The following is a 20,836-nucleotide window of genomic DNA, read 5'->3' on the forward strand; positions in this document are numbered from 1 at the left end:
GAGCGGAGGCATGCGTCATGCCGCCGGGACGAGCTCCACGCGCAGCAGCAGATCGCCATCAGGCCCCGGCGAGCCGCGCCCGTCGGTGTTGCTCGTGAGCACCCAGAGCGACCCGTCGGGCACTGCGACGACGTCGCGGAGACGCCCGTACTCGCCGGCGAAGGCCGGGATGGGATCGTCGACCGCTCCGTCCGCCCGCGTGTCGACCTGCCAGAGCCGCTCGCCGCGCAGACCCGCGACGAACACGGTGTCGCCGGCGGCGGCGATGCCGCTGGGGCTCGCGTCGCTGGTGGCCCACTGAGCGACCGGATCGACGAAGCCCTCCCGGCCGGCGACGCCTTCGACGAGCGGCCACCCGTAGTTCGCGCCGGGTTCGATGCGGTTCAGCTCGTCCCACGTGTTCTGTCCGAACTCGCTCGCCCACATCGCGCCGTCGGCGGTCCACGCGATGCCCTGCACGTTGCGGTGCCCCATCGACCAGACGCGGGTGCCCCACGGGTTGCCCGGCGCCGGAGCGCCGTCCTCCGTGATGCGCAGGATCTTGCCGCCGAGGGCGTCGGGATCCTGCGCGGCGTCACGCTGCTGCGCGTCGCCTGTCGTGACGTACAGGTAGCCGTCCGGGCCGAACGCGAGACGCCCGCCATCATGCGTATTCGCGCGCGGGATGCCGTCCAGCACCACCTCGGGCTCGCCCAGCCCGAACGATCCCGGCTCGCCGTCGAGCGGCATCCGCACCACGCGATTGTCGTCCGCGGCACCGAAGTAGGCGAAGAGCATCGGTGTGTCGCCGGTCGTCAGCAGAGCGAGTCCGTGCAGCCCCGATTCGCCTCCCGACACGACACCCGGCACAGCGCCCACCTCGTGCAGCGCTCCGTCTGCCGTCAGCTCGAGCACGGCGCCGTCATCGCGCTGCGAGACGAGCGCGCCGCCGTCGGCGAGGGGCACCACCGACCAGGGCGCGGCGAGGCCGGACGCGAGCGTGCCGGTCACCTTCCCGACGCGCCACCGGCCCTCGCTCGTCGGCGAGGCGCTCGGCCCCATCGTGGCCGCCTGCGAGGGAGGAGCCGGTCGCGGGGTGGTGGCGCTGCAGCCGGAGGCCGCGATCAGCACCACGAGGAGGCATCCGATCGCCGCCCGCGAAGGATGTCTCGTCATCCGTCCGCCACGGCGGCCTCGAGCGCGGCGAGGTCGATGCGCCGCATGCGGAGCATGGCCTGCACGGCGCGATGCGCGATGTCGGGGTCGGGGTGGCGGATCAGCTCGACCAGGCGGTCGGGGATGATCTGCCATGACAGGCCCCAGCGGTCCTTGAGCCACCCGCACGGCTGCTCCTGACCTCCGTTCCCGGTCAGCGCGTCCCAGTAGCGGTCGACCTCGGCCTGAGTCCGGCAGGGCACGTAGAGCGAGAACGCCTCGGTGAATGGGAACTGCGGTCCGGCATCCATTCCGAAGTAGTCCCGGCCCCCCAGGCGGAAGTGCACGTGCATGACCTTCCCGCCCATTCCGGGGACCTCGTCGGGGTAGCGGTCGATGCTCACCACCTCGGAGTCGGGAATGAGCGCCGTGTAGAACGTGACCGCCTCCTCGGCGGCGTCGTCGAACCACAGGAACGGGGTGACTGCGCTCATGGGTCCCACCTTCGCCGACGCGACCCGCGCACGCAATGGGTGGATCCGGGTGGTCAGGCCTGCCGCAGGGGAAGCCGCACCGCGACCCGCAGTCCGCCCTCGGCCCGCGCGACGATCGTCAGCGTCCCGCCGTGAGCCCCGGCGATGCTCCGGACGATGGCCAGGCCCAGGCCGACGCCGGCGTGGTCGTCGGTGCGGATGCGTTCGCTTCCCCGCTGGAACGGCTCTGCCAGAGTCGAGACGAGTTGCGGACTCAGCGTCTCCCCCGTGTTCTCGACCGCGATCTCGGCCGCGCCCGACTGGACGGATGTGACGATGTCGACCGTGCCGCCCTCAGCCAGGTTGTGGACGATCCCGTTGTGCACGAGGTTCGACGCCAGCTGCAGCAGCAGTGCGGGTGAGCCGGACGCGGGAGTGACGCCGCCGTGCGTGCGCAGCGTGATGCCACGCGCTTCTGCGACCGGCAGGAGCGCCTCGGCGGCCTCCTCCGCGACGAGCGACAGATCGACGTCCTCCCGGGTGAAGGACCGCTGGTCGGCCCGGCTCAGCACCAGCAGCGCCTCGGTGAGGCCGATGGCTCGGGTGTTGACGATCGACAGCCGGCGGATCAGCTCATCGACGTCGCGGTCGGGGTCGTTGCGGGCGACGTCGAGCAGCGTCCTCGTGATCGCCAGCGGGGTGCGCAGCTCGTGCGAGGCGTTTGCGGCGAACCGGCGCTGCTCGGCCACGTGGGCTTCGAGCTGCGCCAGCATCGCGTCGAAGCTGTCCGCCAGCTCGCGGAACTCGTCATCGGCGCCTTCGAGGTCGATCCGATGCGACAGCGAGCCGTCCGCGGCCCGGCGCGCGGCATCCGTGATCCGCCTCAGGGGTGCCAGCATCCGCCCGGCGAGGAACCACCCACCCAGCAGTCCGAAGGCGAGGAGGAACAGCAGGGCCCAGACCGCGGCGGGCGCGAAGGCGCGGATGAGGTCGCCGCGGTTCGGCACGAACGGGCCAGGACCGGTGATGGGCCCGTTGGGGACATAGCGCAGCAGGAACACCCACACGATCGCGAGCAGCACCCCGCCCGCGACCATCAGGAACCCCGCGTAGCTCAGTGTCAGCTTGAGCCGGACGCTGAGCCCCGGCTCCCTACTCACCGCCGGCACTTCCACCCGCCTCGATCCGGTACCCGACTCCGGGAACGGTGGCGATCACCCACGGTTCGCCGAGTCGCTTCCGCAGGGCCGACACCGTGATGCGCACCGCGTTGGTGAACGGGTCGGCGTTCTCGTCCCACGCCCGCTCGAGCAGATCCTCCGCGCTGACGACGCCGCCCTCCGCGCCCATCAGCACCTCGAGCACCGCGAACTGCTTCCGGGTGAGCGCGATGTACCGATCGTCCCGGTACACCTCACGGCGGAACGGATCCAGCCGCAGCCCCGCGATCTCCCGCACCGGCGGCCGGCTGTGCGCGCGCCGACGGTCGAGGGCGCGCAGGCGCAGGACGAGCTCCTGCAGGTCGAACGGCTTGGTGAGGTAGTCGTCCGCGCCGAGACCGAAGCCGGTGGCCTTGTCGTCGATCCTGTCCGCAGCGGTGAGCATCAGGATCGGGATGCCGCTCCCCGAGGCCACGAGGTGCGCGGCGATGTCGTCGCCCGAGGGTCCCGGGATGTCACGATCGAGCACCGCGATGTCGTAGGCGTTGATGCTCAGCAGCTCCAGTGCCGTGTCGCCGTCGCCCGCGATGTCGGCCGCGATCGCCTCGAGACGCAGGCCGTCGCGGATGGCCTCGGCCATGAGGAGTTCGTCTTCCACCACCAGCACGCGCATGCTCCGATGGTACGAGCCGGCGCATATCGTCCACCTATCCGAAACCGCATACGCCGTCGCAACACCCGCCCGCGTGGGGTGGGAGCATGACTGCAACAGCTCACACGCGCACGCGACCCGCGGTTCTCCGGAGGCTGATCCTCGCAGTGGTCGTCGTGTGCGCGGTCTCCATCGGCGCTGCCGTCCACCAGTCGGCCGCAGGTGCCGGCGCGCCCGGCCCCGGCGACCCGGGTACGGCCGCGCATCCACCGGCGACAGGGGCGATGGATGCTGCGGCCGCCGATGGCGCGATCACCGAAGCGGACGGGCTGCTTCCCGGCGGCGTCACGGTGTCCGCCGGCGCATACGCGGGCATCGCGCGCCTCACCCCCGCTCTGCTCGATGCGCTGCGGCACGCGTCGGAGGATGCCGGGCAGCAGGGCATCGTGATCCACGTGAACAGCGGCTGGCGATCGGCCGAATACCAGGACCGGCTTCTTCAGCAGGCGGTGGCGCAGTACGGCTCCGAGACGGAGGCGGCCCGTTGGGTCGCCACGGCCGCCACCTCGGCGCACGTCGCCGGCGAGGCGATCGACATCGGGTCGTTCGACGCCGTCGCCTGGCTGTCGGCCCACGGCGCCGGGTACGGACTCTGCCAGACCTACGAGAACGAGTCGTGGCATTTCGAACTGCGCGCCGACGCCATCAGTCGCGGCTGCCCCGCGCCGTACGCCGATCCGACCGCGGACCCCCGGATGCAGGGGTGAGGCACGCAGGTCGCCGACAAGACAGTGTCGGCGCGACGGGAAAACCGAAAGGCCGCCCTGATCGGGCGGCCTTTTCGGTGGACCTGAGGGGACTCGAACCCCTGACCCCCTGCATGCCATGCAGGTGCGCTACCAGCTGCGCCACAGGCCCGGATGATGCTCCCGCACTCGCGGGGCAACTCGTCAAGCTTACAACATTCCGAGCGGTGCTCCGAACCAGCGTCAGTCCTCGGCGGCCGCCGGCGCGGGAACATCGACGGGCACGACGGGGCAGTCCTTCCACAGTCGCTCGAGCCCGTAGTAGATGCGCTCCTCCTCGTGGAAGACGTGCACCACCAGGTCGCCGAAGTCGATCAGCACCCACCGCGATTCCTGGCGGCCTTCACGGCGCAGGCGCTTGTAGCCGGCCTCGAGGAGCTTGTCCTCGATCTCGTCCGCGATCGCCGCCACGTTGCGCTCGCTGCGCCCCGTGACGAGCAGGAAGATGTCGACCAGCGGAAGGGGCTCCGACACGTCGAGGGCGACGAGGTCCTCGCCGCCCTTCGAGTCCGCCGCGGCTGCGGCGATCTGCAGCATGTCATGTGACTGCGCACTCGCGACCATTAGAAGACTCCTGTCGCAAAGGCGAGGATGAGGACGCCGACCAGCGCGAGGGCGAGGACGCCCGCCGTGATGGCGAGCGACATCATGAGCTTGCCGCCCTTCTCGGGCGTGGGTGGCTTGATGACTTCGCCCGGCGTCTTGGCCGTGCTCACGGCGGCGCTGGCGGCGATGGGCGTCGGCGACGAATGCGACGGCAGCTCGCCGTCGACCAGCGTGGCGTCGATCTCCTTGCCGTCGGCCGTGCCCTTGGCATGGCCCGTCGAGCCGAGACCCTCCGGCAGATTGAACGTGCCGGTGATGATGACCTCGCCCGTCGCGGTGACGGGAGCCACCAGCGGCGCGACTTCGGGCGCCTGCGAGACGATCAACGTGTTGGGGATCGCGATGGATCCGGTCGTCCGCGACAGCAGCTGGTCGAACGACGGCGGGAACTCGACAGCCGTCGGCGCCGGTGCGGCCGGCGCGTCGTCGAGGAGGCTGGCGCCGAGGAGCGGGCTGACCGCTTTGGGCGCGGCGGCCGGCTCGTCGACGGCCTCTTCGTCGGCGGTCGGGGCGTAGCCGAAGACATCTGCGAACGGCTCGTCCTCGTCCTCGTCCGCTTCCTGGAGCTCGGGCGCCTGCGGCGCCGCGGAGAACGCGGGAACGGCCACCGACGCTGCGGCGGCCGGCTGCTGCCAACTCGGCGCCGGCGCCACCGGCTCGGACTCGGGCGGCAGGCCGAACAGCGCGTGCATTCCGCTGTCGGTCGTCACCTCGGAGTCGTCGGGAGGTGCGGTGACCAGCGGGCTCTCGGTCTCGCGGAACGGCGCGGCCGGCGGGGGCGCGACGGGGAATGCGAACGCGGGGACCGCTCCCGACGTCGCCGCCGCATGGGCCGCGACGACCTCGGGGGTGATGACGGGCACCGAGGCGGTGCGGATGCGCTCCTGCTGGCGCGCCTGACGACGGGTGAGCGGGGAGACCCCGAGATCGACCGCAGAATCGGGCATGGGTGCCGGCGCGACGGCGGCAGGTTCCGCAGGCCGTGGGAACGGCGCAGCCGTGACCGGCGCTGCGGCGAAGGGCGCCGCGGTGAGGGGCGCTGCCGTGACCGGCGCCGCGGCGAAGGGCGCCGCAGTGATGGGTGCGCCGGAGAACGGCGACGGCGGCGGCGAGATCGGCTCTGCGACCGGCGCGGGCTCGACCGGCGCGGCCGAGGCCTCGACGGGCTCGTCCGACTCCGGGTCGTCCGAGATCACGGGATTGGATCCCGTGTTCCGCAGTTCGCGGATCTGCTTACGGGTGAGGGCTGGCGTTGCCGGGTGCTCGGGTGTACTCATTCCTTGCTCCGGTAGAGATGATGCTTCGCAATGTATTGGACGACCCCGTCGGGCACGAGGTACCACACGGGGTGTCCTCGCTGAACTCGATCACGGCAGTCCGTCGACGAGATGGCGAGGGCGGGGACCTCGAGCTGACTGACATCGTCGCTGGGCAGTCCGTCCGTGTTCAGAACGTGTCCGGGCCTGGAGACGGCAACGAAGTGGGCGAGGTCCCACAACTCATCATGGTCTCTCCAACTGAGAATTTGCGCTATGGCGTCCGCGCCCGTGATGAAGAACAGCTCCGCGTCCGGCCGCTGGGCCTTCAGATCGCGGAGCGTGTCGATGGTGTAGGTCGGGCCGTCGCGGTCGATGTCGACGCGGCTGACGGTGAATCGGGGATTGGATGCCGTGGCGATGACAGTCATGAGATACCGGTGTTCGCTCGGCGAGACCTCGGTCTTCTGCCAGGGCTCGCCGGTCGGCACGAAGATGACCTCGTCGAGGTCGAACCACTGCGCGACCTCACTGGCCGCCACCAGGTGCCCGTGATGGACCGGATCGAACGTGCCGCCCATCACCCCGACCCTCGGAGCCGTCGTCACCGACATCCAGCGGCCTCAGTGACCGTGCCCCGCTTGCTGTACGTCGTCGGCGTGGGCTCTCGCGTATGCCTCCGCCTTGTGCGAGTGGCGGTTCGCCACGTTGCGGTACGACAGGGTCACGAGCGCCAGTGCGGCGAAGACCACGACCGCGACGATGCCGTACCCGACGGTCTCGAGGGCGACATTGCCGTGGTGCTCGGACTCCTCAGCAGCGAGGGCGATGATCGTGGCGAGTGTCATTCGTGCTCCGTTCGGGTTCGCCGCGAGGGCGCGGGACGGGTCAAGTCTATTCCGTTACGCGCGGACCTGCCCGGCACCCCGCGCGAGCCGCATCCCGCTGTGAGGTCGAAGAGGCCGATGGGACCCCGGAATCGACTCTCATCCGCCCAGCGCGTCGACCGCGGTGCGGACCGGACCCGTGGCGGCGGGCGCCGCGGGCTCGGGGTTGGGCTGGAACCAGGTGCCGATCTCGTCGCCCGACAGCGCTTCTCCGACGAGGTCGGCGCTGGTGACGAGGACGCCGATCCCGGATGCCGCGGCCAGCCGCGCCGCCGACACCTTGGTCGCCGCTCCCCCGGTGCCGACGCTGTTGACGACCACCGAGCCGAACTCGAAGCCGTGCAGGTCGTCGCCGTACGCCACGCGCGTGATCGGGGTCGCGCCGGGCTCGTCCGGCGGGCGGGTGTAGAGGCACTCGATGTCGCTCAGGAGCACCAGCGCGTCGGCCCCGATCAGCTGGGCCACGAGGGCGGCGAGCCGGTCGTTGTCGCCGAAGCGGATCTCGTGTGTCGCGACCGTGTCGTTCTCATTCACGATCGGGAGGATCCGCAGCCCGAGAAGGCGCTCCATCGCACGACGGGCGTTCGAGCGGTGCATGGCGTTCTCGAGGTCGCCTGCTGTGAGCAGCACCTGACCGGCGACGATGCGAAACGGGCGCAGTGCGTCCTGGTAGCGGTAGATGAGCACGTTCTGCCCCACCGCTGCCGCCGCCTGCTGGGTGGCGAGGTCGCTCGGGCGCTCATCGAGCAGGAGGTACGGCATCCCGGTCGCGATGGCACCGGAGGAGACGAGCACGACCTCGGTGCCGCGCCCGTGGGCGGCGGCGAGGGCGTCGACGAGCGGCTTGATCTTGTGGGCGTTGTCGCCGCTGATCGATGACGAGCCCACCTTGACGACGACGCGGCGAGCCGCCGGGATGTCGCGGCGCTCGCGCGCGCTCACTCGGCGTCCTCCTCGTTTCGGTAGCGCTCCGCGACGCGCTCGGCCTCGAGCTCGGCGCGCGCCTCGGCCTTCGCGTCCATCATGTCGTGGTACTTCTCACGACGCTCGGACGTGGTGCGGCGGGTGTCGCGCAGCAGACGCGGATCGGTGCCGCGCGGCGCGGCCATCAGCTCCGCGTTCGACGAGATCGACGGCTCCCAGTCGAAGACGATGCCGTCGCCCTCGCCGATGACGACGGTCGCACCGGGGGTCGCGCCGGCGCGGAACAGCTCGAGCTCGACGCCGAGCTTCTCCAGGCGGTCACCGAGGTAGCCGACAGCCTCCTCGTTCTGGAAGTCGGTCTGCTGCACCCACTTGAGCGGCTTGTCGCCCAGGATGCGGTAGATGTTGCCGTAGGTGCCGCCCTCGACACGCACCGAGAACTCCTTCTGCGTGCCCCGCGGCCGGATGACGATGCGCTCCGGCGCCGGCGTCGCAGCGAGCGTCGCGCGGTGCTGGGCGACGATGTCGCCGAGTGCGAACGTCAGCTGTCGCAGCCCCTCGTGGCTCACCGTGGAGATCTCGAACACTCGGAAGCCGCGCGCCTCGAGATCGGGGCGCACCAGGTCGGCGAGTTCCTTCGCCTCCGGGACGTCCACCTTGTTGAGCGCGATGAGCTGGGGGCGCTCCAGCAGCGGGAGCTGGCCCTCGGGGACGGGGTATGCGGCGAGCTCGGCGAGGATGACCTCGAGGTCGCTCAGCGGGTCGCGGCCGGGTTCCAGCGTCGCGCAGTCGAGGACGTGCACGAGCGCCGTGCAGCGCTCGACGTGGCGCAGGAATTCGAGCCCGAGGCCCTTGCCCTCGCTCGCGCCCTCGATGAGCCCGGGCACGTCCGCGACGGTGTACCGCTGCTCCCCCGCCTGGACGACGCCGAGGTTCGGGTGCAGCGTCGTGAACGGATAGTCCGCGATCTTGGGACGGGCGGCCGAGATCGCCGCGATGAGGCTCGACTTGCCTGCCGAGGGGAAGCCGACGAGTGCGACATCCGCGACCGTCTTCAACTCGAGGAAGACGTCGCCCTCCCAGCCGGGCGTGCCGAGGAGGGCGAAGCCGGGCGCCTTGCGCTTGGGGTTGGCGAGCGCGGCGTTGCCGAGTCCGCCGAGGCCACCGGGAGCGGCCACGAAGCGCATGCCCGGCTCGATCATGTCGACGAGCGTCTCTCCCGACTCGTCCTTGACGACCGTGCCGACCGGCACGAGCAGTTCGAGCGTCTCGCCGGCTGCGCCGGAGCGGTGATCGCCCATGCCGAAACCGCCGTTGCCGGCGGAGCGGTGCGGCGAGTGGTGGTACGACAGCAGGGTCGTGACCTGCGGGTCGGCGACGAGCACCACGTCACCGCCGTGACCGCCATTGCCGCCGTCGGGACCGGCGAGCGGCTTGAACTTCTCGCGTTTGACCGACACGCAGCCGTTGCCGCCCTTGCCGGCGCGCAGATGCAGCGTCACTCGGTCGACGAACGTGACCATGCGGTCCCCCTGACGTTCTGATGTTCCCGGTCGCCCGGGAACGAATAAAGAGAAAGGGCGAGCCGAAGCCCGCCCCTTCCGGAAATCTGCGCCACTTTCGCGGTGCCTGAGCCTGTCGAAGGCTACTGCGCAGCCGCCACGATGTTGACGACCTTGCGGCCGCCCTTCTTGCCGAACTCGACCGCACCGGCGGCGAGAGCGAACAGCGTGTCGTCGCCACCGCGGCCGACGTTGGCGCCGGGGTGGAAGTGCGTGCCGCGCTGACGGACGATGATCTCGCCTGCGAGGACCTGCTGACCGCCGAAGCGCTTCACGCCCAGTCGCTGAGCGTTGGAGTCACGACCGTTGCGGGTGGAGCTTGCGCCCTTTTTGTGTGCCATCTCTGCGTCTCTTCCTGGACTTACTTGATGCCGGTGACCTTGACGCGCGTGAGGTCCTGACGGTGCCCCTGGCGCTTCTTGTAACCGGTCTTGTTCTTGAACTTCTGGATCACGATCTTCGGGCCGCGCTCCTCACCGAGCACCTCGGCGGTCACCGTGACCTTCGCGAGCTTGTCGGCGTCGGTCGTGACGGCGTCACCGTCGACGAACAGCACCGCGGGGAGCTCGATCTTGTCGCCGATCTTCGCGGCCTGGCGGTCGAGGACGACGATGGTGCCGACCTCCACCTTCTCCTGCCGGCCTCCGGCGCGCACAACTGCGTAAACCACTTCACACCTGTTTCTTCTGGGAGCGCACGCGCTCATGACGTCATCAAAGACTTGGTGCGGATATCTCGACGCACCAAAGGTCTACTTTATCAGATGCTCGGACAGACCGCGAAAGCGCGCCCGACCGTGTCGCGAGTCCGGCCCGTAGGATCTGCATGTGGCCATCTTGATCGACGATCCTCGATGGCCGGCGCACGGCCGGCTCTGGGCGCATCTCGTCACCGATTCCGACCTCGACGAACTCCACGCCTTCGCCGCCGCGAACGGGATCCCCCGCCGCGGCTTCGACCTGGATCACTACGACGTGCCGGAAGAGGCGCACGCCCGGCTGATCGCCGCGGGCGCGCAGCACGTCACCGGCCACGAGCTCGTCAGGCGCCTGATCGCCTCGGGACTCCGCGTGCGGGCGCGCGATCGCCGCTGACGCGTCAGCGGGACGCGGATGCCGACAGCTCGAGCACGGTGGCCGCGCGAGCAGGTCCGTCGAAACCGCGGATGGCCTCGCCGAGCCGGCGCGCGCGATCGCGCATCGCCCGGTCACGGAGTGCCGTGCCGATCGCTCGGCGGATCTCGGCGGGCTCGGCGCGGCGCGACATCGTGACGCCGACGCCCGCGCGCGCCACGGCTCGCCCCATGCGCGGCTGATCCGAGGTCGCGTCCAGCGGCAGCGCGAGCACCGGAACCCCGTGCGCGAGCGCAGCCAGCGTTGTGCCGTGGCCGCCGTGACACACCAGCAGCGATGCGCGTGGGAGCAGCTCGTCATGCGGCATCCATTCATGCACCTCGACGCCCGGCGGAGCGGCGACCTCACGCGGCGACATCGCCGGTCCGAGTGTCGCCACGACCCTCGCGTCGAGCCCGTCGACGGCGGCGAGCACGCGCCGCCACGTCTCGGCGAGGTCGGCGAACCGGAACGTGCTGAGGCTTACCACCACGGTCGGCTCCGACGGAGTCGCGTCGCCCTGGGCGCGGGCCATCGCACCGGCGTAGACGACCGCACCCGGCGACGCCGACAGCGCCGGCTGAGGCGGGAACGGCGTCATAAGACCGGGGACGGATGCCACGACGATCGGCGCCGCGTGCGCCCGAGGCCGGCCCACCCGCAGGCCGCGGGGCCAGACCATCGCACCGAGTGCCCGGAAGCCGGGCACCAGGAAGCCGTGCATCGTGTGCTCGAGCACGGCGAAGCGCTGCTCCATCCGGTCGAGAACGTCCTGGACGGCGAACAGCATGCAGTCCACGACGACGACGTCCGCCGGGTCAGCGGCGAGCTGCGACAGCGTGTCGTCCGCGAGCCCGCGATCGGTGAACAGCCGCAGCATCCCCGCCGGACGCGGGTCGAGCGCGAAACCGGGCGCACTGGCGTAGGCGGTGAACCGCAGCCCGGCGTCCCGGTACGCGGCGGCCTGCGAGTCGTGTCCGAGAACGCGCACTGCGTGGCCGCGCTGCACGAGGGCGTGGGCGATCGCGATGGTGGGCATGCGGTTGCCTCCGCCGTCCCACGTCACGAACACGTAGCGCGCCATGGCGGCCCCCGTTCCCCGGCCCCGCGCCCACCTTAGCGAGCGCGCGCCTGCGGCGACAGAGTCCGCGCTCCCGGTCCGGCGGAGGCCGCACCGGGAGCGCGGGCGCCTCAGTCCTCGGACGTCGTGTGCGGCACCGGGGTGCCGGTCAGCGCCGCGGTGGTCACGCGACGCCGCGAGCGTCCCTGACCGGGCGCCTTGGGCTCGGGAAGGGCGTTCAGCACCGAGTCCAGGAGCAGATCCTTCTCGGTCCGGGAGTCCTTCTTCGAGCCCGCGTCCGGCCGCTTCTTGCGCTGCTTCTTGGGGCGCTCGGCGGGTGCCTGCTCCACCACGGGCGCCGGCTCGGCCGCGGCGGCCTCATCGTTGTGGTGGATCGTGGATGCCGCGATCTGCGCGAGCGCGGACTTCACGCCCTCCGTGATGACGTGCGTGCCGTTCGAGCCACCGTTCGCCGGCGCGGGCGCGCCGCCGCGCGGGCGACGTGCCGAGGTGGGAGCTGCTGCAGGTGCGCGGTGCTTGACGACGGGGTCGTGGTGCACGATGACACCGCGCCCGGCGCAGACCTCGCACGCCTCGCTGAAGGTCTCGAGCAGGCCGAGGCCGAGCTTCTTGCGCGTCATCTGCACGAGGCCGAGCGAGGTGACCTCTGCCACCTGGTGCTTCGTCCGGTCGCGGCTCAGGCACTCGACGAGGCGGCGCAGCACGAGGTCACGGTTGGACTCGAGGACCATGTCGATGAAGTCGACGACGATGATGCCGCCGATGTCGCGAAGGCGCAGCTGGCGGACGATCTCTTCCGCTGCCTCGAGGTTGTTCTTGGTGACGGTCTCTTCGAGGTTGCCGCCGGAGCCGACGAACTTTCCGGTGTTGACGTCGACGACCGTCATCGCCTCGGTGCGGTCGATGACCAGCGACCCGCCCGAGGGCAGCCAGACCTTACGGTCCAGTGCCTTCTCGATCTGCTCGGTCACGCGGAAGGCATCGAACGGGTCCTGGTCGCCCTCGTAGCGCTCGACGCGGTCGAGGAGGTCCGGCGCGACCGACTCGAGGTACTTCGAGATGGTGTGGTGCGCGTCCTCGCCCTGGATGAGCATCTTCGAGAAGTCCTCGTTGAAGACGTCGCGGACGATCTTGACCAGCAAGTCGGGCTCGGAGTGCAGCAGCGCCGGCGCCTGGATCGTCTCGATCTGCTTCGAGATGTGCTCCCACTGGTTCGTGAGGCGCTGCACGTCGCGGGTGAGCTGATCCTCGGTGGCACCCTCGGCCGCGGTGCGGACGATGACACCCGACGACTCGGGGAGCACCTCTTTGAGGATCTTCTTGAGGCGCGCACGCTCGGTGTCGGGGAGCTTCCGCGAGATGCCGTTCATCGCACCACCGGGCACGTAGACGAGGTAGCGGCCGGGGAGCGAGATCTGGCTGGTCAGGCGCGCGCCCTTGTGGCCGACGGGGTCCTTCGTCACCTGCACGAGCACGCGGTCGCCGGTCTTCAGCGCCAGCTCGATGCGGCGCGGCTGGTTGCCCGTCTCGACGGCATCCCAATCGACCTCGCCGGAGTAGAGCACGGCGTTGCGACCGCGCCCGATGTCGACGAACGCGGCTTCCATGCTGGGGAGCACGTTCTGCACACGGCCGAGGTACACGTTGCCGATGAGCGACGCGTCCTGGTTGCGCGCGACATAGTGCTCGACGAGGACGTTGTCCTCCTGCACGGCGATCTGGATGCGACCGTTGCGCGAGCGCACGATCATCTGGCGATCCACCGACTCACGGCGCGCGAGGAACTCCGCCTCGGTCACGACGGCGCGGCGGCGCCCGGCCTCGCGGCCGTCACGACGGCGCTGCTTCTTCGCCTCGAGGCGCGTCGACCCCTTGATGCGCTGCGGCTCGGTGATGAGCTCGACCGCCCGCTGACGGGGCTGTGCGGGCTCCGCAGGAGCGGATGCCTCGTCCCGACCCTCGCCACCACGACGGCGGCTGCGCCGGCGGGAGCTGCTCGCCGAGGCGGCCGACTCGGGCTCCTCCTCCTCCGGCTGACGCCCGGAGCGTGCCGGGAGCGGCGCGATCGTGGGTGCGTAGAAGACGAGCTGCGTCGACACCGCCGACACGAACTCCTCGGGCAGCAGACCGAGGCTCACCGCGGTGAGGGGCTGCGGCGCCGCGTCGGGCGCCCCTTCAGCCTCCGGCTGGGGCTGAGGCTCGGACGGAGCCTCGGCGTCGGGGGCAGGCTCTGCCTCGACCGTGGTCGCGGCGTCGTCGTCGGACGACTCAGCGTTCGCTGCATCCGCTGCGGGCAGGGAAGCCTCGCCCGGCGCCGCCGTGTCGGGGGCGGCCTGCGCCGACCCGATCGACGCGTCCGCGTCCGGGGTCGAGGTCACCTCGTCCCCCGCTGAGGTCAGCGGGGCGTCCGATTCGGTCTGAGGGGTGAAGTCGGCATCGTTTCCATCAGCCATCACTGGCGTACTCCTAGCGGGGCGACACCGCGCGTCGCCCGGCGAAATCTCGTGCGGCGCCGCCCATGCCCTCTGGACGGGGCGGTGCCGCGAACTCACTCGGTCTGCAGCGGATATCCGGCGCTAGGCGGATGCTCGCGCTGCCAAGGGCATTCGTCGCCCTGAAGTCTTCTGGTGATGATCGTCACGGCGCGGCCGCGCGTCATCGACCCCCATTATCGCACTTCCCCCGCCAGAATGCCCATTCGCGACGCATGCGGCCCTCCCCCACGCCGTAGGACCGTGATTTGGCACGGCGACGGGTGCGGCATCCGTGCAGATCTCGATGCCATAATCCGAGGCATGCCCGAGCAGCAGACCCACACCCGCCCGACGGGACTCGCCATCTGGCTCGTGATCGCCGGAGTCATCGGGTGGTGGGCCGCCTTCTCGCTGACGATCGAGAAGCTGCACGCGCTCGCGAATCCCGACGCGATCGCGTCGTGCGACCTCAGCGTGCTGGTGCAGTGCAGCGCGAATCTCGACTCGTGGCAGGGCAGCGCGTTCGGCTTCCCGAACCCGATCCTCGGGATCGCCGGCTGGGTCGCGCCGATCGTCGTCGGCATGGCGATCCTCGCCCGTGCCCGCTTCGCGCGCTGGTTCTGGTGGTGCTTCTGGGCAGGGATCGCCTTCGCGTTCGGCCTCGTCATCTGGCTCATCAGCCAGAGCATCTACGCGCCCAACCTGCACACGCTGTGCCCGTGGTGCATGGTGACCTGGTCGGTCACCATCCCCACGTTCTACGCGGTGACCCTGCACCTGCTCCGTGCCGGCCTGGTGCCCGCCACGGAACGCGTCCGCCACGCCGCCGACCGGCTGATGGCCTGGGTTCCGCTGGCGACGATCCTGAGCTTCGCCGTGATCCTGCTGCTTGCGCAGCTCGAGATGAACGCGGTCGTCAACATCTGGCAGACGCTGTTCGGCTGACCGCCGCCGGGCCGCGGCGGTCAGACGGCATCACGCTCAGCCGAACCAGATCTCCAGCTCGCGCGCGGCGGACTCGGGGCTGTCGGAGCCGTGCACGAGGTTCTGCTGCACCTTGAGCCCCCAGTCCCGCCCGAAGTCGCCGCGGATGGTGCCCGGAGCCGCCGTCGTCGGATCGGTCGTGCCGGCGAGCGAGCGGAAGCCCTCGATCACGCGGTTGCCGGCCAGGCGGATGGCGACCGAGGGGCCCGACATCATGAACTCGACCAGCGGCTCGTAGAACGGCTTTCCCTCGTGCTCGGCGTAGTGGTGCTCGAGCGTCTCACGGTCGGGCTCCACGAGCCGGATGTCGACGAGGGCGTACCCCTTCGCCTCGATGCGGGCGAGGATCGCGCCGGTGAGGCCGCGTGCGACGCCGTCGGGCTTGACGAGGACGAGGGTCTCTTCGGTGGCCATGCGGGTCTCCGTTTCGGATCGGGTCATGAGGGGGGACTGAGCTGTTCGGGAGGATTGGCCGCGAGGTCGGCGTTGCGCCGGTCGAGGGCGGCTCCCTTGATCGTCGCATACCCGTACATCCCGCCGAAAATGAGGGCGACGATGGCGAGCGCCGGCACCAGGAAGGCGCCGAGCGCGACGATCCCCTGCAGCACCCATCCGAGCACGATGCCCCAGCGATAGCGGACCACGCGGGTCGTGGCGATCATCAGCAGGGCCAGGACGACGCCGGCGACGATACCCCACCACGGCTCGATCCCCGCAGGAAGCGCCTTCAGGCCGTAGACCGCGAGGCCGGCGAGGAACGCGACGATGGACTCGAAGCCGAGCACGATCGTCGCGAGCGACTCCGCAGCGCCGCGCGGGCGCCGGGGGCGGGGTGCGCGGTCGGCGCTCATTCGCTCCACCCGGCCTTCCAGTCCTCGGCCGCCGCGAGCGTGAGGGCCTCCCCGGCGAGCAGCACGGATCCGGCGATCACGACGGCGCGTCGATCGGATGCCGCCGCCCACGCCCGCGCCGCCTCCGCAGCGTCCGCGAGGCCGCCGTGCACCGACACCCGCAGGTCGTGCGCCTCGGCGAGGTCGGCGATGGCGTCCGCGTCCTCGGCGCGCTCCGAGTCGGGCGTGGTGGCGAACACATGCGCCGCGACAGGCGCGATCTCGGCGACGATTCCGGCGGCGTCCTTGTCGGAGAGCACGCCGAGCACGACGCCCCACTCGTCGAAGTCGAACGCTTCGCGGAGCGCCGTGACCAGCGCACGCGCGCCATGCGGATTGTGAGCGGCGTCCACGAGCACCGTGGGCGCGGCACCGACCAGCTGCAGGCGGCCGGGCGACGTCGCGCCGCCGAGGCCGTCCACGAGCACGTCGCCGGCGATGCGCTGCGATCCGCCGCCGACGAGCGACTCCACCGCGGCGACGGCGAGGGCGGCGTTGAAACCCTGATGCGCGCCGTAGAGCGGCAGGTACTCGTCCTCGTAGGTGCCGGCGAGACCGCGCACGGTGATCTGCTGCCCGCCGACGGCGAGACGCTGCTGTGCCAGTGCGAACTCGGCGCCCTCGAAGGCGATTGAGGCGCCGTGCGCGGCGGCGGCATCGCGGAGCACCGCCTCGGCGGCGGCATCCTGTCGGGCCGACACGACCGCGGCGCCGTCCTTGATGATGCCGGCCTTGACCGCCGCGATCTCGGCGATCGTGTCACCCAGGCGGTCGGCGTGGTCGAGGTCGATCGGGGCGAACACCGCGACGTCGCCGTCGGCGCTGTTCGTCGAGTCCCACGAGCCGCCCATGCCCACCTCGAGCACGAGCACGTCGATCGGGGCGTCGGCGAAGGCGACGAATGCGAGCACCGTGAGCAGCTCGAAGAAGGTGAGCCGCGCGTCGTCGTTCGCCGCCAGCTCGGCGTCGACGAGGTCGACGAACGGCGCGATCTCGTCCCACGCGTCGGCGACGGCGGCGTCATCGATGGGCTCGCCGTCGATCATGATGCGCTCGGTGAAGCGCTCCAGATGAGGGCTCGTGAACAGGCCGGTCCGCAAGCCGTGGGCGCGCACGAGACTCTCGATCATGCGGCTGGTCGAGGTTTTGCCGTTCGTGCCGGTGACGTGGACCACCCGGTAGGTCTTCTGCGGGTCGGCGAGCAGCTCGAGCACGCGGCGGGTGCGCTCCACGCGGGGCTGCACCCACTGCTCGCCCTGTCGCTGCAGGAGCGCCTCGTAGACGGCATCCGCACGCTGCCGCTCACGACCGCTCATCGCGGGACCTCCATCCGGCCCACCGAGACCGTGAACCCGCCGCGGTTGGCGTATGTCCCCGCGTCGATCACCGCCTCGTACTCGACGGGCGCGTCGCCGTCGCCCGCGGCGACGAGCTCGGCGGCCCGCGAGCGCACGTGGTGCGCGACGGCGAGGGTCTCGCCCGCGACGTTGGCGACATCGAACGCGGCGGCGACCGCGTCCGCGTCCGCCGCGTCGTCGAAGAGCAGTCCGAGCCCGATGCGGTCGCTGACGTCGAAGCCGGCGGCCTTGCGGGTGTCCTGGACGGCGCGGATCACGTCGCGGGCCAGACCCTCGGCCTCGAGCTCGGGAGTCGTCGTGGTGTCGAGGAGCACGAAGCCCTCGCCGGACAGCAGCGCGATGGCTGTGCCGTCCGCGACGCCGCCCGCTTCGAGGCTGAGCTCGTACTCCCCCGGCTGCAGCGCGATGCCGTCGACGACCACGCCTCCGTCGCGCTCCTCCCACACGCCCGCCTTGGCGCCGGCGATGATGTGCTGCACCTGCTTGCCGAGGCGCGGACCCACCGCACGCGCGTTGACGGTGAGGCGCTTGCTGATGCCGTAGCGCGCCGACACGTCTTCGCCCAGTTCGATCAGCGCGACCGACTTCACGTTGAGCTCGTCGCGCAGGATGCCCTCGAACTGCGCAAGGGGTGCGGCATCCGTCACCGCCACGGTGAGCGCCGGAAGCGGCAGACGCACGCGGCGGCCCTCCTTCTTGCGCAGCGCGTTGGCGACGCTGGATGCCTCGCGCACGGCATCCATGGCGGTGCGGATGTCGTCCGCGGCCGGGAAGGCGTCGGCGTCGGGCCAGTCCTGCAGGTGCACGCTGCGCCCGCCGGTGAGTCCCTGCCAGACCTTCTCGGAGACGAGGGGGATCAGCGGGGCCGCGACGCGCGTCAGCGTCTCGAGCACCGTGTACAGCGTGTCGAACGCCTCGGTGCTCTTTGCGTGATCAGGGCTCTTCGGATCATCCGAGACGCCCACCCAGAAGCGGTCGCGCGAGCGGCGGATGTACCAGTTGGTCAGCGCCTCCGTGAAGTCGCGCAGTTTCGCCGCGGCGAGCGTCGAATCCAGCGCCTCGAGGTCGGCGGCGACATCCCTCACCAGATCGCCGGTGAGCGCCAGGATGTAGCGATCCAGCACGTCGGTCGAATCGGTGCGCCACGAGGCCTGATAGCCCTCGCCTGCGGTCCCCGAGCCTGTCGAAGGGCCGCCGGCGGCGTTGGCGTACGTCGCGAAGAAGTACCACGCGCTCCACAGCGGCAGCAGGAACTCGCGCACACCGGCGCGGATCCCCTCCTCGGTGACGATGAGGTTGCCGCCGCGCAGGACGGAGCTCGACATCAGGAACCAGCGCATCGCGTCCGAGCCGTCGCGGTCGAACACCTCGCTGACGTCGGGATAGTTCTGCAGCGACTTCGACATCTTGAGCCCGTCGCTGCCCAGCACGATGCCGTGGCACGAGACCCCGGTGAAGGCGGGCCGGTCGAACAGTGCGGTGGACAGCACATGCATGACGTAGAACCAGCCGCGGGTCTGCCCGATGTACTCGACGATGAAGTCGGCCGGCGCGTGCTCGTCGAACCACTGCTGGTTCTCGAAGGGGTAGTGCACCTGCGCGTACGGCATCGAGCCGGAGTCGAACCACACGTCGAAGACGTCCTCGATGCGGCGCATCGTGCTGCGGCCCGTCGGATCGTCGGGGTTCGGGCGGGTCAGATCGTCGATGTACGGCCGGTGCAGGTCCACCTCGCCTTCGGCGTTGCGCGGCAGGCGGCCGAAGTCCCGCTCGAGGTCCTCGAGCGAGCCGTACACGTCGACGCGGGGGTGCTCCGGGTCGTCGCTCTTCCACACCGGGATGGGCGAGCCCCAATACCGGTTGCGGCTGACCGACCAGTCGCGCGCGCCCTCGAGCCACTTGCCGAACTGGCCGTGCTTGACGTTCTCGGGCACCCACGTGATCTGCTCGTTGTTGGCGAGCATGCGGTCCTTGATGTCGGTCACGCGGACGAACCAGCTCGAGACGGCGCGGTAGATGAGCGGGTTGCGGCACCGCCAGCAGTGCGGGTACGAGTGCTCGTAGCTCGCCTCGCGCAGAAGGCGTCCCTCCTGGCGGAGCAGTCGGATCAGCGGGCGGTTGGCGTCCATCCACAGCTGGCCGGCGACGTCCGTCACCTGCGGGAGGAAGCGCCCGCCGTCGTCGAGGCTCATGATGAGCGGGATGCCGGCGGCCTCGGTCACCCGCTGGTCATCCTCACCGAAGGCCGGTGCCTGGTGGACGATGCCGGTGCCGTCGCCGGTCGTGACGTAGTCGTCGACGAGGATGCGCCACGCGCCCTGCGTGCCCCAGGTCGCGGCATCCGCGTAGTAGTCGAAGAGTCGGTCGTAGGTCACGTCCTGGAGGTCAGCGCCGAGGACGGTCTGCTGCACGGCCTCGCGCGCGGCCTCGGCCGACTCGTAGCCGAGGTCCTTGGCGTAGCCGGCGAGCAGCTCCTCGGCGAGCAGGTAGCGGTGCGACTCGGCTTCGGCGGGCTCGTCGTCGCGGTGCACATCCGCCGCGCCGTTCGGGCCGCCGGGCACGACGACGTAGCGGATGTCGGAACCGACGGCGAGGGCGAGGTTCGTGGGCAGCGTCCACGGGGTCGTCGTCCACGCCAGGGCTCGCACGGCGGTGAGGCCGAGCGCCTCGGCCTTCACGCCCGTCAGCGGGAACGTGACCGTCACCGAGGGATCCTGCCGCATCTTGTAGACGTCGTCGTCCATGCGCAGCTCGTGCGCCGAGAGCGGTGTCTCATCGCGCCAGCAGTACGGCAGCACGCGGTGCCCCTCGTACGCGAGACCCTTGTCGTAGATGGTCTTGAACGCCCACAGCACGGACTCCATGTAGGTGAGGTCCAGCGTCTTGTAGCCGCGCTCGAAGTCGACCCAGCGCGCCTGGCGCGTGACGTAGTCCTCCCACTCGCGGGTGTAGGCGAGCACCGACTCCCGGGACTTCGCGTTGAAGGCGGCGATGCCCATCGCCTCGATCTCGCTCTTCTCGGTGATGCCGAGCTGCTTCATCGCCTCCAGCTCGGCCGGCAGGCCGTGCGTGTCCCAGCCGAAGACCCGATCCACCTTCTTGCCGCGCATGGTCTGGAAACGCGGGAAGAGGTCCTTGGCATAGCCGGTGAGGAGGTGGCCGTAGTGCGGCAGGCCATTGGCGAAGGGCGGGCCGTCGTAGAAGACCCACTCGTCGGCGCCCTCGCGCTGATCGATCGAGGCACGGAAGGTCTGGTCCGCCTCCCAGAACGCGAGGGTCTCGCGCTCGATTTCGGGGAAGCGCGGGCTCGGAACGACGGGACTCACTCCGGCGCCGGGGCGTGCCGAAGCATCGGCTGCAGGTCCGAAGGCGGAGGGGCGGGGGTAGGTCATGTTCTCTCGCAGGTGCTCGCTCGTGTGCTTCCTGCGGGGACGACATGCCTGGACCGGTGACCAGACGTACCGCGGTACCACCCTG

General features: G+C 70.6%; 21 protein-coding genes and 1 tRNA gene. 3 read left to right on the top strand and 19 right to left on the bottom strand.

The features are described from left to right. Positions 1-15: 15 nt before the first annotated feature. From B1729_RS01700 to B1729_RS01715, 4 genes are read right to left on the bottom strand one after another with little or no spacing between them, the layout of a single operon-like run. Positions 16-1,155, bottom strand: coding sequence for a PQQ-dependent sugar dehydrogenase (locus B1729_RS01700; RefSeq protein ID WP_163630364.1), 1,140 nt, complete (start codon positions 1,153-1,155; stop codon positions 16-18). Beyond that, positions 1,152-1,628 (bottom strand): VOC family protein, encoded by a 477-nt coding sequence (locus tag B1729_RS01705; RefSeq protein ID WP_163617250.1) that lies wholly within the window; start codon positions 1,626-1,628, stop codon positions 1,152-1,154. Before B1729_RS01705 ends, B1729_RS01700 begins: the two co-directional genes overlap by 4 nt. A gap of 53 nt (positions 1,629-1,681) precedes the next feature. After that, a complete protein-coding gene (locus B1729_RS01710) occupies positions 1,682-2,767 on the bottom strand; it encodes a HAMP domain-containing sensor histidine kinase (protein WP_204318838.1) in 1,086 nt (361 codons plus the stop codon). After that, positions 2,760-3,440, bottom strand: a complete 681-nt coding sequence (locus B1729_RS01715; protein WP_163617251.1) for a response regulator transcription factor — start codon at positions 3,438-3,440, stop codon at positions 2,760-2,762. Before B1729_RS01715 ends, B1729_RS01710 begins: the two co-directional genes overlap by 8 nt. 86 nt (positions 3,441-3,526) lie before the next feature. Between B1729_RS01715 and B1729_RS01720 the strand changes: the two genes are divergently transcribed. Further along, positions 3,527-4,186, top strand: a complete 660-nt coding sequence (locus tag B1729_RS01720; protein ID WP_163617252.1) for a M15 family metallopeptidase — start codon at positions 3,527-3,529, stop codon at positions 4,184-4,186. Between the two features lie 78 nt (positions 4,187-4,264). On the opposite strand, the gene B1729_RS01725 is transcribed toward B1729_RS01720, so the two are convergent. The 9 genes from B1729_RS01725 to rplU form a co-directional block, all read right to left on the bottom strand. After that, positions 4,265-4,337, bottom strand: a tRNA-Ala gene (locus B1729_RS01725). Positions 4,338-4,408: 71 nt separating this feature from the next. Further along, positions 4,409-4,789 carry a ribosome silencing factor gene (gene rsfS, locus B1729_RS01730; RefSeq protein ID WP_163617253.1) on the bottom strand — a complete coding sequence of 127 codons (381 nt, stop codon included), beginning with the start codon at positions 4,787-4,789 and terminating at the stop codon, positions 4,409-4,411. Next, positions 4,789-6,108 (bottom strand): hypothetical protein, encoded by a 1,320-nt coding sequence (locus B1729_RS01735; protein ID WP_163630366.1) that lies wholly within the window; start codon positions 6,106-6,108, stop codon positions 4,789-4,791. The genes rsfS and B1729_RS01735 overlap by 1 nt, the downstream gene beginning before the upstream one ends. Then, positions 6,105-6,701, bottom strand: coding sequence for a nicotinate-nucleotide adenylyltransferase (gene nadD, locus B1729_RS01740; protein ID WP_163617255.1), 597 nt, complete (start codon positions 6,699-6,701; stop codon positions 6,105-6,107). Before nadD ends, B1729_RS01735 begins: the two co-directional genes overlap by 4 nt. Before the next feature lie 9 nt (positions 6,702-6,710). Beyond that, the gene (locus B1729_RS01745) at positions 6,711-6,935 is read right to left on the bottom strand and encodes a hypothetical protein (RefSeq protein ID WP_163617256.1); all 225 of its coding nucleotides are present in this window, start codon (positions 6,933-6,935) and stop codon (positions 6,711-6,713) included. Positions 6,936-7,073: 138 nt separating this feature from the next. Continuing rightward, complete coding sequence (proB, locus tag B1729_RS01750; protein ID WP_163630367.1) at positions 7,074-7,916, bottom strand: glutamate 5-kinase; 843 nt, start codon at positions 7,914-7,916, stop codon at positions 7,074-7,076. Next, positions 7,913-9,421 (bottom strand): GTPase ObgE, encoded by a 1,509-nt coding sequence (obgE, locus tag B1729_RS01755; RefSeq protein WP_163617258.1) that lies wholly within the window; start codon positions 9,419-9,421, stop codon positions 7,913-7,915. The genes proB and obgE overlap by 4 nt, the downstream gene beginning before the upstream one ends. Before the next feature lie 122 nt (positions 9,422-9,543). Continuing rightward, on the bottom strand, positions 9,544-9,801 hold the full coding sequence (rpmA, locus tag B1729_RS01760; protein ID WP_163617259.1) for a 50S ribosomal protein L27: 258 nt from the start codon (positions 9,799-9,801) through the stop codon (positions 9,544-9,546). 20 nt (positions 9,802-9,821) lie between these two features. Next, complete coding sequence (rplU, locus tag B1729_RS01765; RefSeq protein ID WP_204260017.1) at positions 9,822-10,130, bottom strand: 50S ribosomal protein L21; 309 nt, start codon at positions 10,128-10,130, stop codon at positions 9,822-9,824. Positions 10,131-10,287: 157 nt separating this feature from the next. On the opposite strand from rplU, the gene B1729_RS01770 reads away from it, so the two are divergent. After that, entirely contained in the window at positions 10,288-10,554 is a 267-nt protein-coding gene (locus B1729_RS01770) for a DUF4031 domain-containing protein (protein ID WP_163617260.1), read from the top strand. A 4-nt stretch (positions 10,555-10,558) separates the two neighbouring features. Here B1729_RS01770 and B1729_RS01775 read toward each other — a convergent pair whose 3' ends face one another. Together B1729_RS01775 and B1729_RS01780 are read right to left on the bottom strand one after the other, a co-directional pair. Further along, positions 10,559-11,656, bottom strand: coding sequence for a nucleotide disphospho-sugar-binding domain-containing protein (locus B1729_RS01775; protein WP_163630369.1), 1,098 nt, complete (start codon positions 11,654-11,656; stop codon positions 10,559-10,561). A 107-nt stretch (positions 11,657-11,763) separates the two neighbouring features. Beyond that, complete coding sequence (locus B1729_RS01780; RefSeq protein ID WP_163630371.1) at positions 11,764-14,106, bottom strand: Rne/Rng family ribonuclease; 2,343 nt, start codon at positions 14,104-14,106, stop codon at positions 11,764-11,766. A 342-nt stretch (positions 14,107-14,448) separates the two neighbouring features. Here B1729_RS01780 and B1729_RS01785 point away from each other — a divergent pair, with 342 nt between their 5' ends. Further along, positions 14,449-15,072: a vitamin K epoxide reductase family protein gene (locus B1729_RS01785; RefSeq protein ID WP_163617263.1), complete on the top strand. Its 624-nt coding sequence runs from the start codon at positions 14,449-14,451 to the stop codon at positions 15,070-15,072. Between the two features lie 36 nt (positions 15,073-15,108). Here the strand turns inward: B1729_RS01785 and ndk are convergent, their stop codons facing one another. From ndk to ileS, 4 genes are read right to left on the bottom strand one after another with little or no spacing between them, the layout of a single operon-like run. After that, positions 15,109-15,525, bottom strand: a complete 417-nt coding sequence (ndk, locus tag B1729_RS01790; protein ID WP_163617264.1) for a nucleoside-diphosphate kinase — start codon at positions 15,523-15,525, stop codon at positions 15,109-15,111. Between the two features lie 23 nt (positions 15,526-15,548). Next, positions 15,549-15,962, bottom strand: coding sequence for a DUF4233 domain-containing protein (locus B1729_RS01795; RefSeq protein ID WP_163617265.1), 414 nt, complete (start codon positions 15,960-15,962; stop codon positions 15,549-15,551). After that, positions 15,959-17,317: a folylpolyglutamate synthase/dihydrofolate synthase family protein gene (locus B1729_RS01800; RefSeq protein WP_163630373.1), complete on the bottom strand. Its 1,359-nt coding sequence runs from the start codon at positions 17,315-17,317 to the stop codon at positions 15,959-15,961. Before B1729_RS01800 ends, B1729_RS01795 begins: the two co-directional genes overlap by 4 nt. Next, positions 17,314-20,751 (bottom strand): isoleucine--tRNA ligase, encoded by a 3,438-nt coding sequence (gene ileS / locus B1729_RS01805; RefSeq protein ID WP_163630375.1) that lies wholly within the window; start codon positions 20,749-20,751, stop codon positions 17,314-17,316. Before ileS ends, B1729_RS01800 begins: the two co-directional genes overlap by 4 nt. Positions 20,752-20,836 lie beyond the last annotated feature (85 nt).

The sequence above is a fragment of the Microbacterium sp. B35-04 genome (assembly GCF_010634885.1).
Lineage (GTDB): Bacteria > Actinomycetota > Actinomycetes > Actinomycetales > Microbacteriaceae > Microbacterium.

Coding starts and splice junctions, on each gene's coding strand:
- B1729_RS01700 (WP_163630364.1), bottom strand. CDS start 1,155: ATGACGAGACATCCTTCGCGGGCGGCGATCGGATGCCTCCTCGTGGTG.
- B1729_RS01705 (WP_163617250.1), bottom strand. CDS start 1,628: ATGAGCGCAGTCACCCCGTTCCTGTGGTTCGACGACGCCGCCGAGGAG.
- B1729_RS01715 (WP_163617251.1), bottom strand. CDS start 3,440: ATGCGCGTGCTGGTGGTGGAAGACGAACTCCTCATGGCCGAGGCCATC.
- B1729_RS01720 (WP_163617252.1), top strand. CDS start 3,527: ATGACTGCAACAGCTCACACGCGCACGCGACCCGCGGTTCTCCGGAGG.
- rsfS (WP_163617253.1), bottom strand. CDS start 4,789: ATGGTCGCGAGTGCGCAGTCACATGACATGCTGCAGATCGCCGCAGCC.
- B1729_RS01735 (WP_163630366.1), bottom strand. CDS start 6,108: ATGAGTACACCCGAGCACCCGGCAACGCCAGCCCTCACCCGTAAGCAG.
- nadD (WP_163617255.1), bottom strand. CDS start 6,701: ATGTCGGTGACGACGGCTCCGAGGGTCGGGGTGATGGGCGGCACGTTC.
- B1729_RS01745 (WP_163617256.1), bottom strand. CDS start 6,935: ATGACACTCGCCACGATCATCGCCCTCGCTGCTGAGGAGTCCGAGCAC.
- obgE (WP_163617258.1), bottom strand. CDS start 9,421: ATGGTCACGTTCGTCGACCGAGTGACGCTGCATCTGCGCGCCGGCAAG.
- rpmA (WP_163617259.1), bottom strand. CDS start 9,801: ATGGCACACAAAAAGGGCGCAAGCTCCACCCGCAACGGTCGTGACTCC.
- B1729_RS01775 (WP_163630369.1), bottom strand. CDS start 11,656: ATGGCGCGCTACGTGTTCGTGACGTGGGACGGCGGAGGCAACCGCATG.
- B1729_RS01780 (WP_163630371.1), bottom strand. CDS start 14,106: ATGGCTGATGGAAACGATGCCGACTTCACCCCTCAGACCGAATCGGAC.
- B1729_RS01785 (WP_163617263.1), top strand. CDS start 14,449: ATGCCCGAGCAGCAGACCCACACCCGCCCGACGGGACTCGCCATCTGG.
- ndk (WP_163617264.1), bottom strand. CDS start 15,525: ATGGCCACCGAAGAGACCCTCGTCCTCGTCAAGCCCGACGGCGTCGCA.
- B1729_RS01795 (WP_163617265.1), bottom strand. CDS start 15,962: ATGAGCGCCGACCGCGCACCCCGCCCCCGGCGCCCGCGCGGCGCTGCG.
- B1729_RS01800 (WP_163630373.1), bottom strand. CDS start 17,317: ATGAGCGGTCGTGAGCGGCAGCGTGCGGATGCCGTCTACGAGGCGCTC.
- ileS (WP_163630375.1), bottom strand. CDS start 20,751: ATGACCTACCCCCGCCCCTCCGCCTTCGGACCTGCAGCCGATGCTTCG.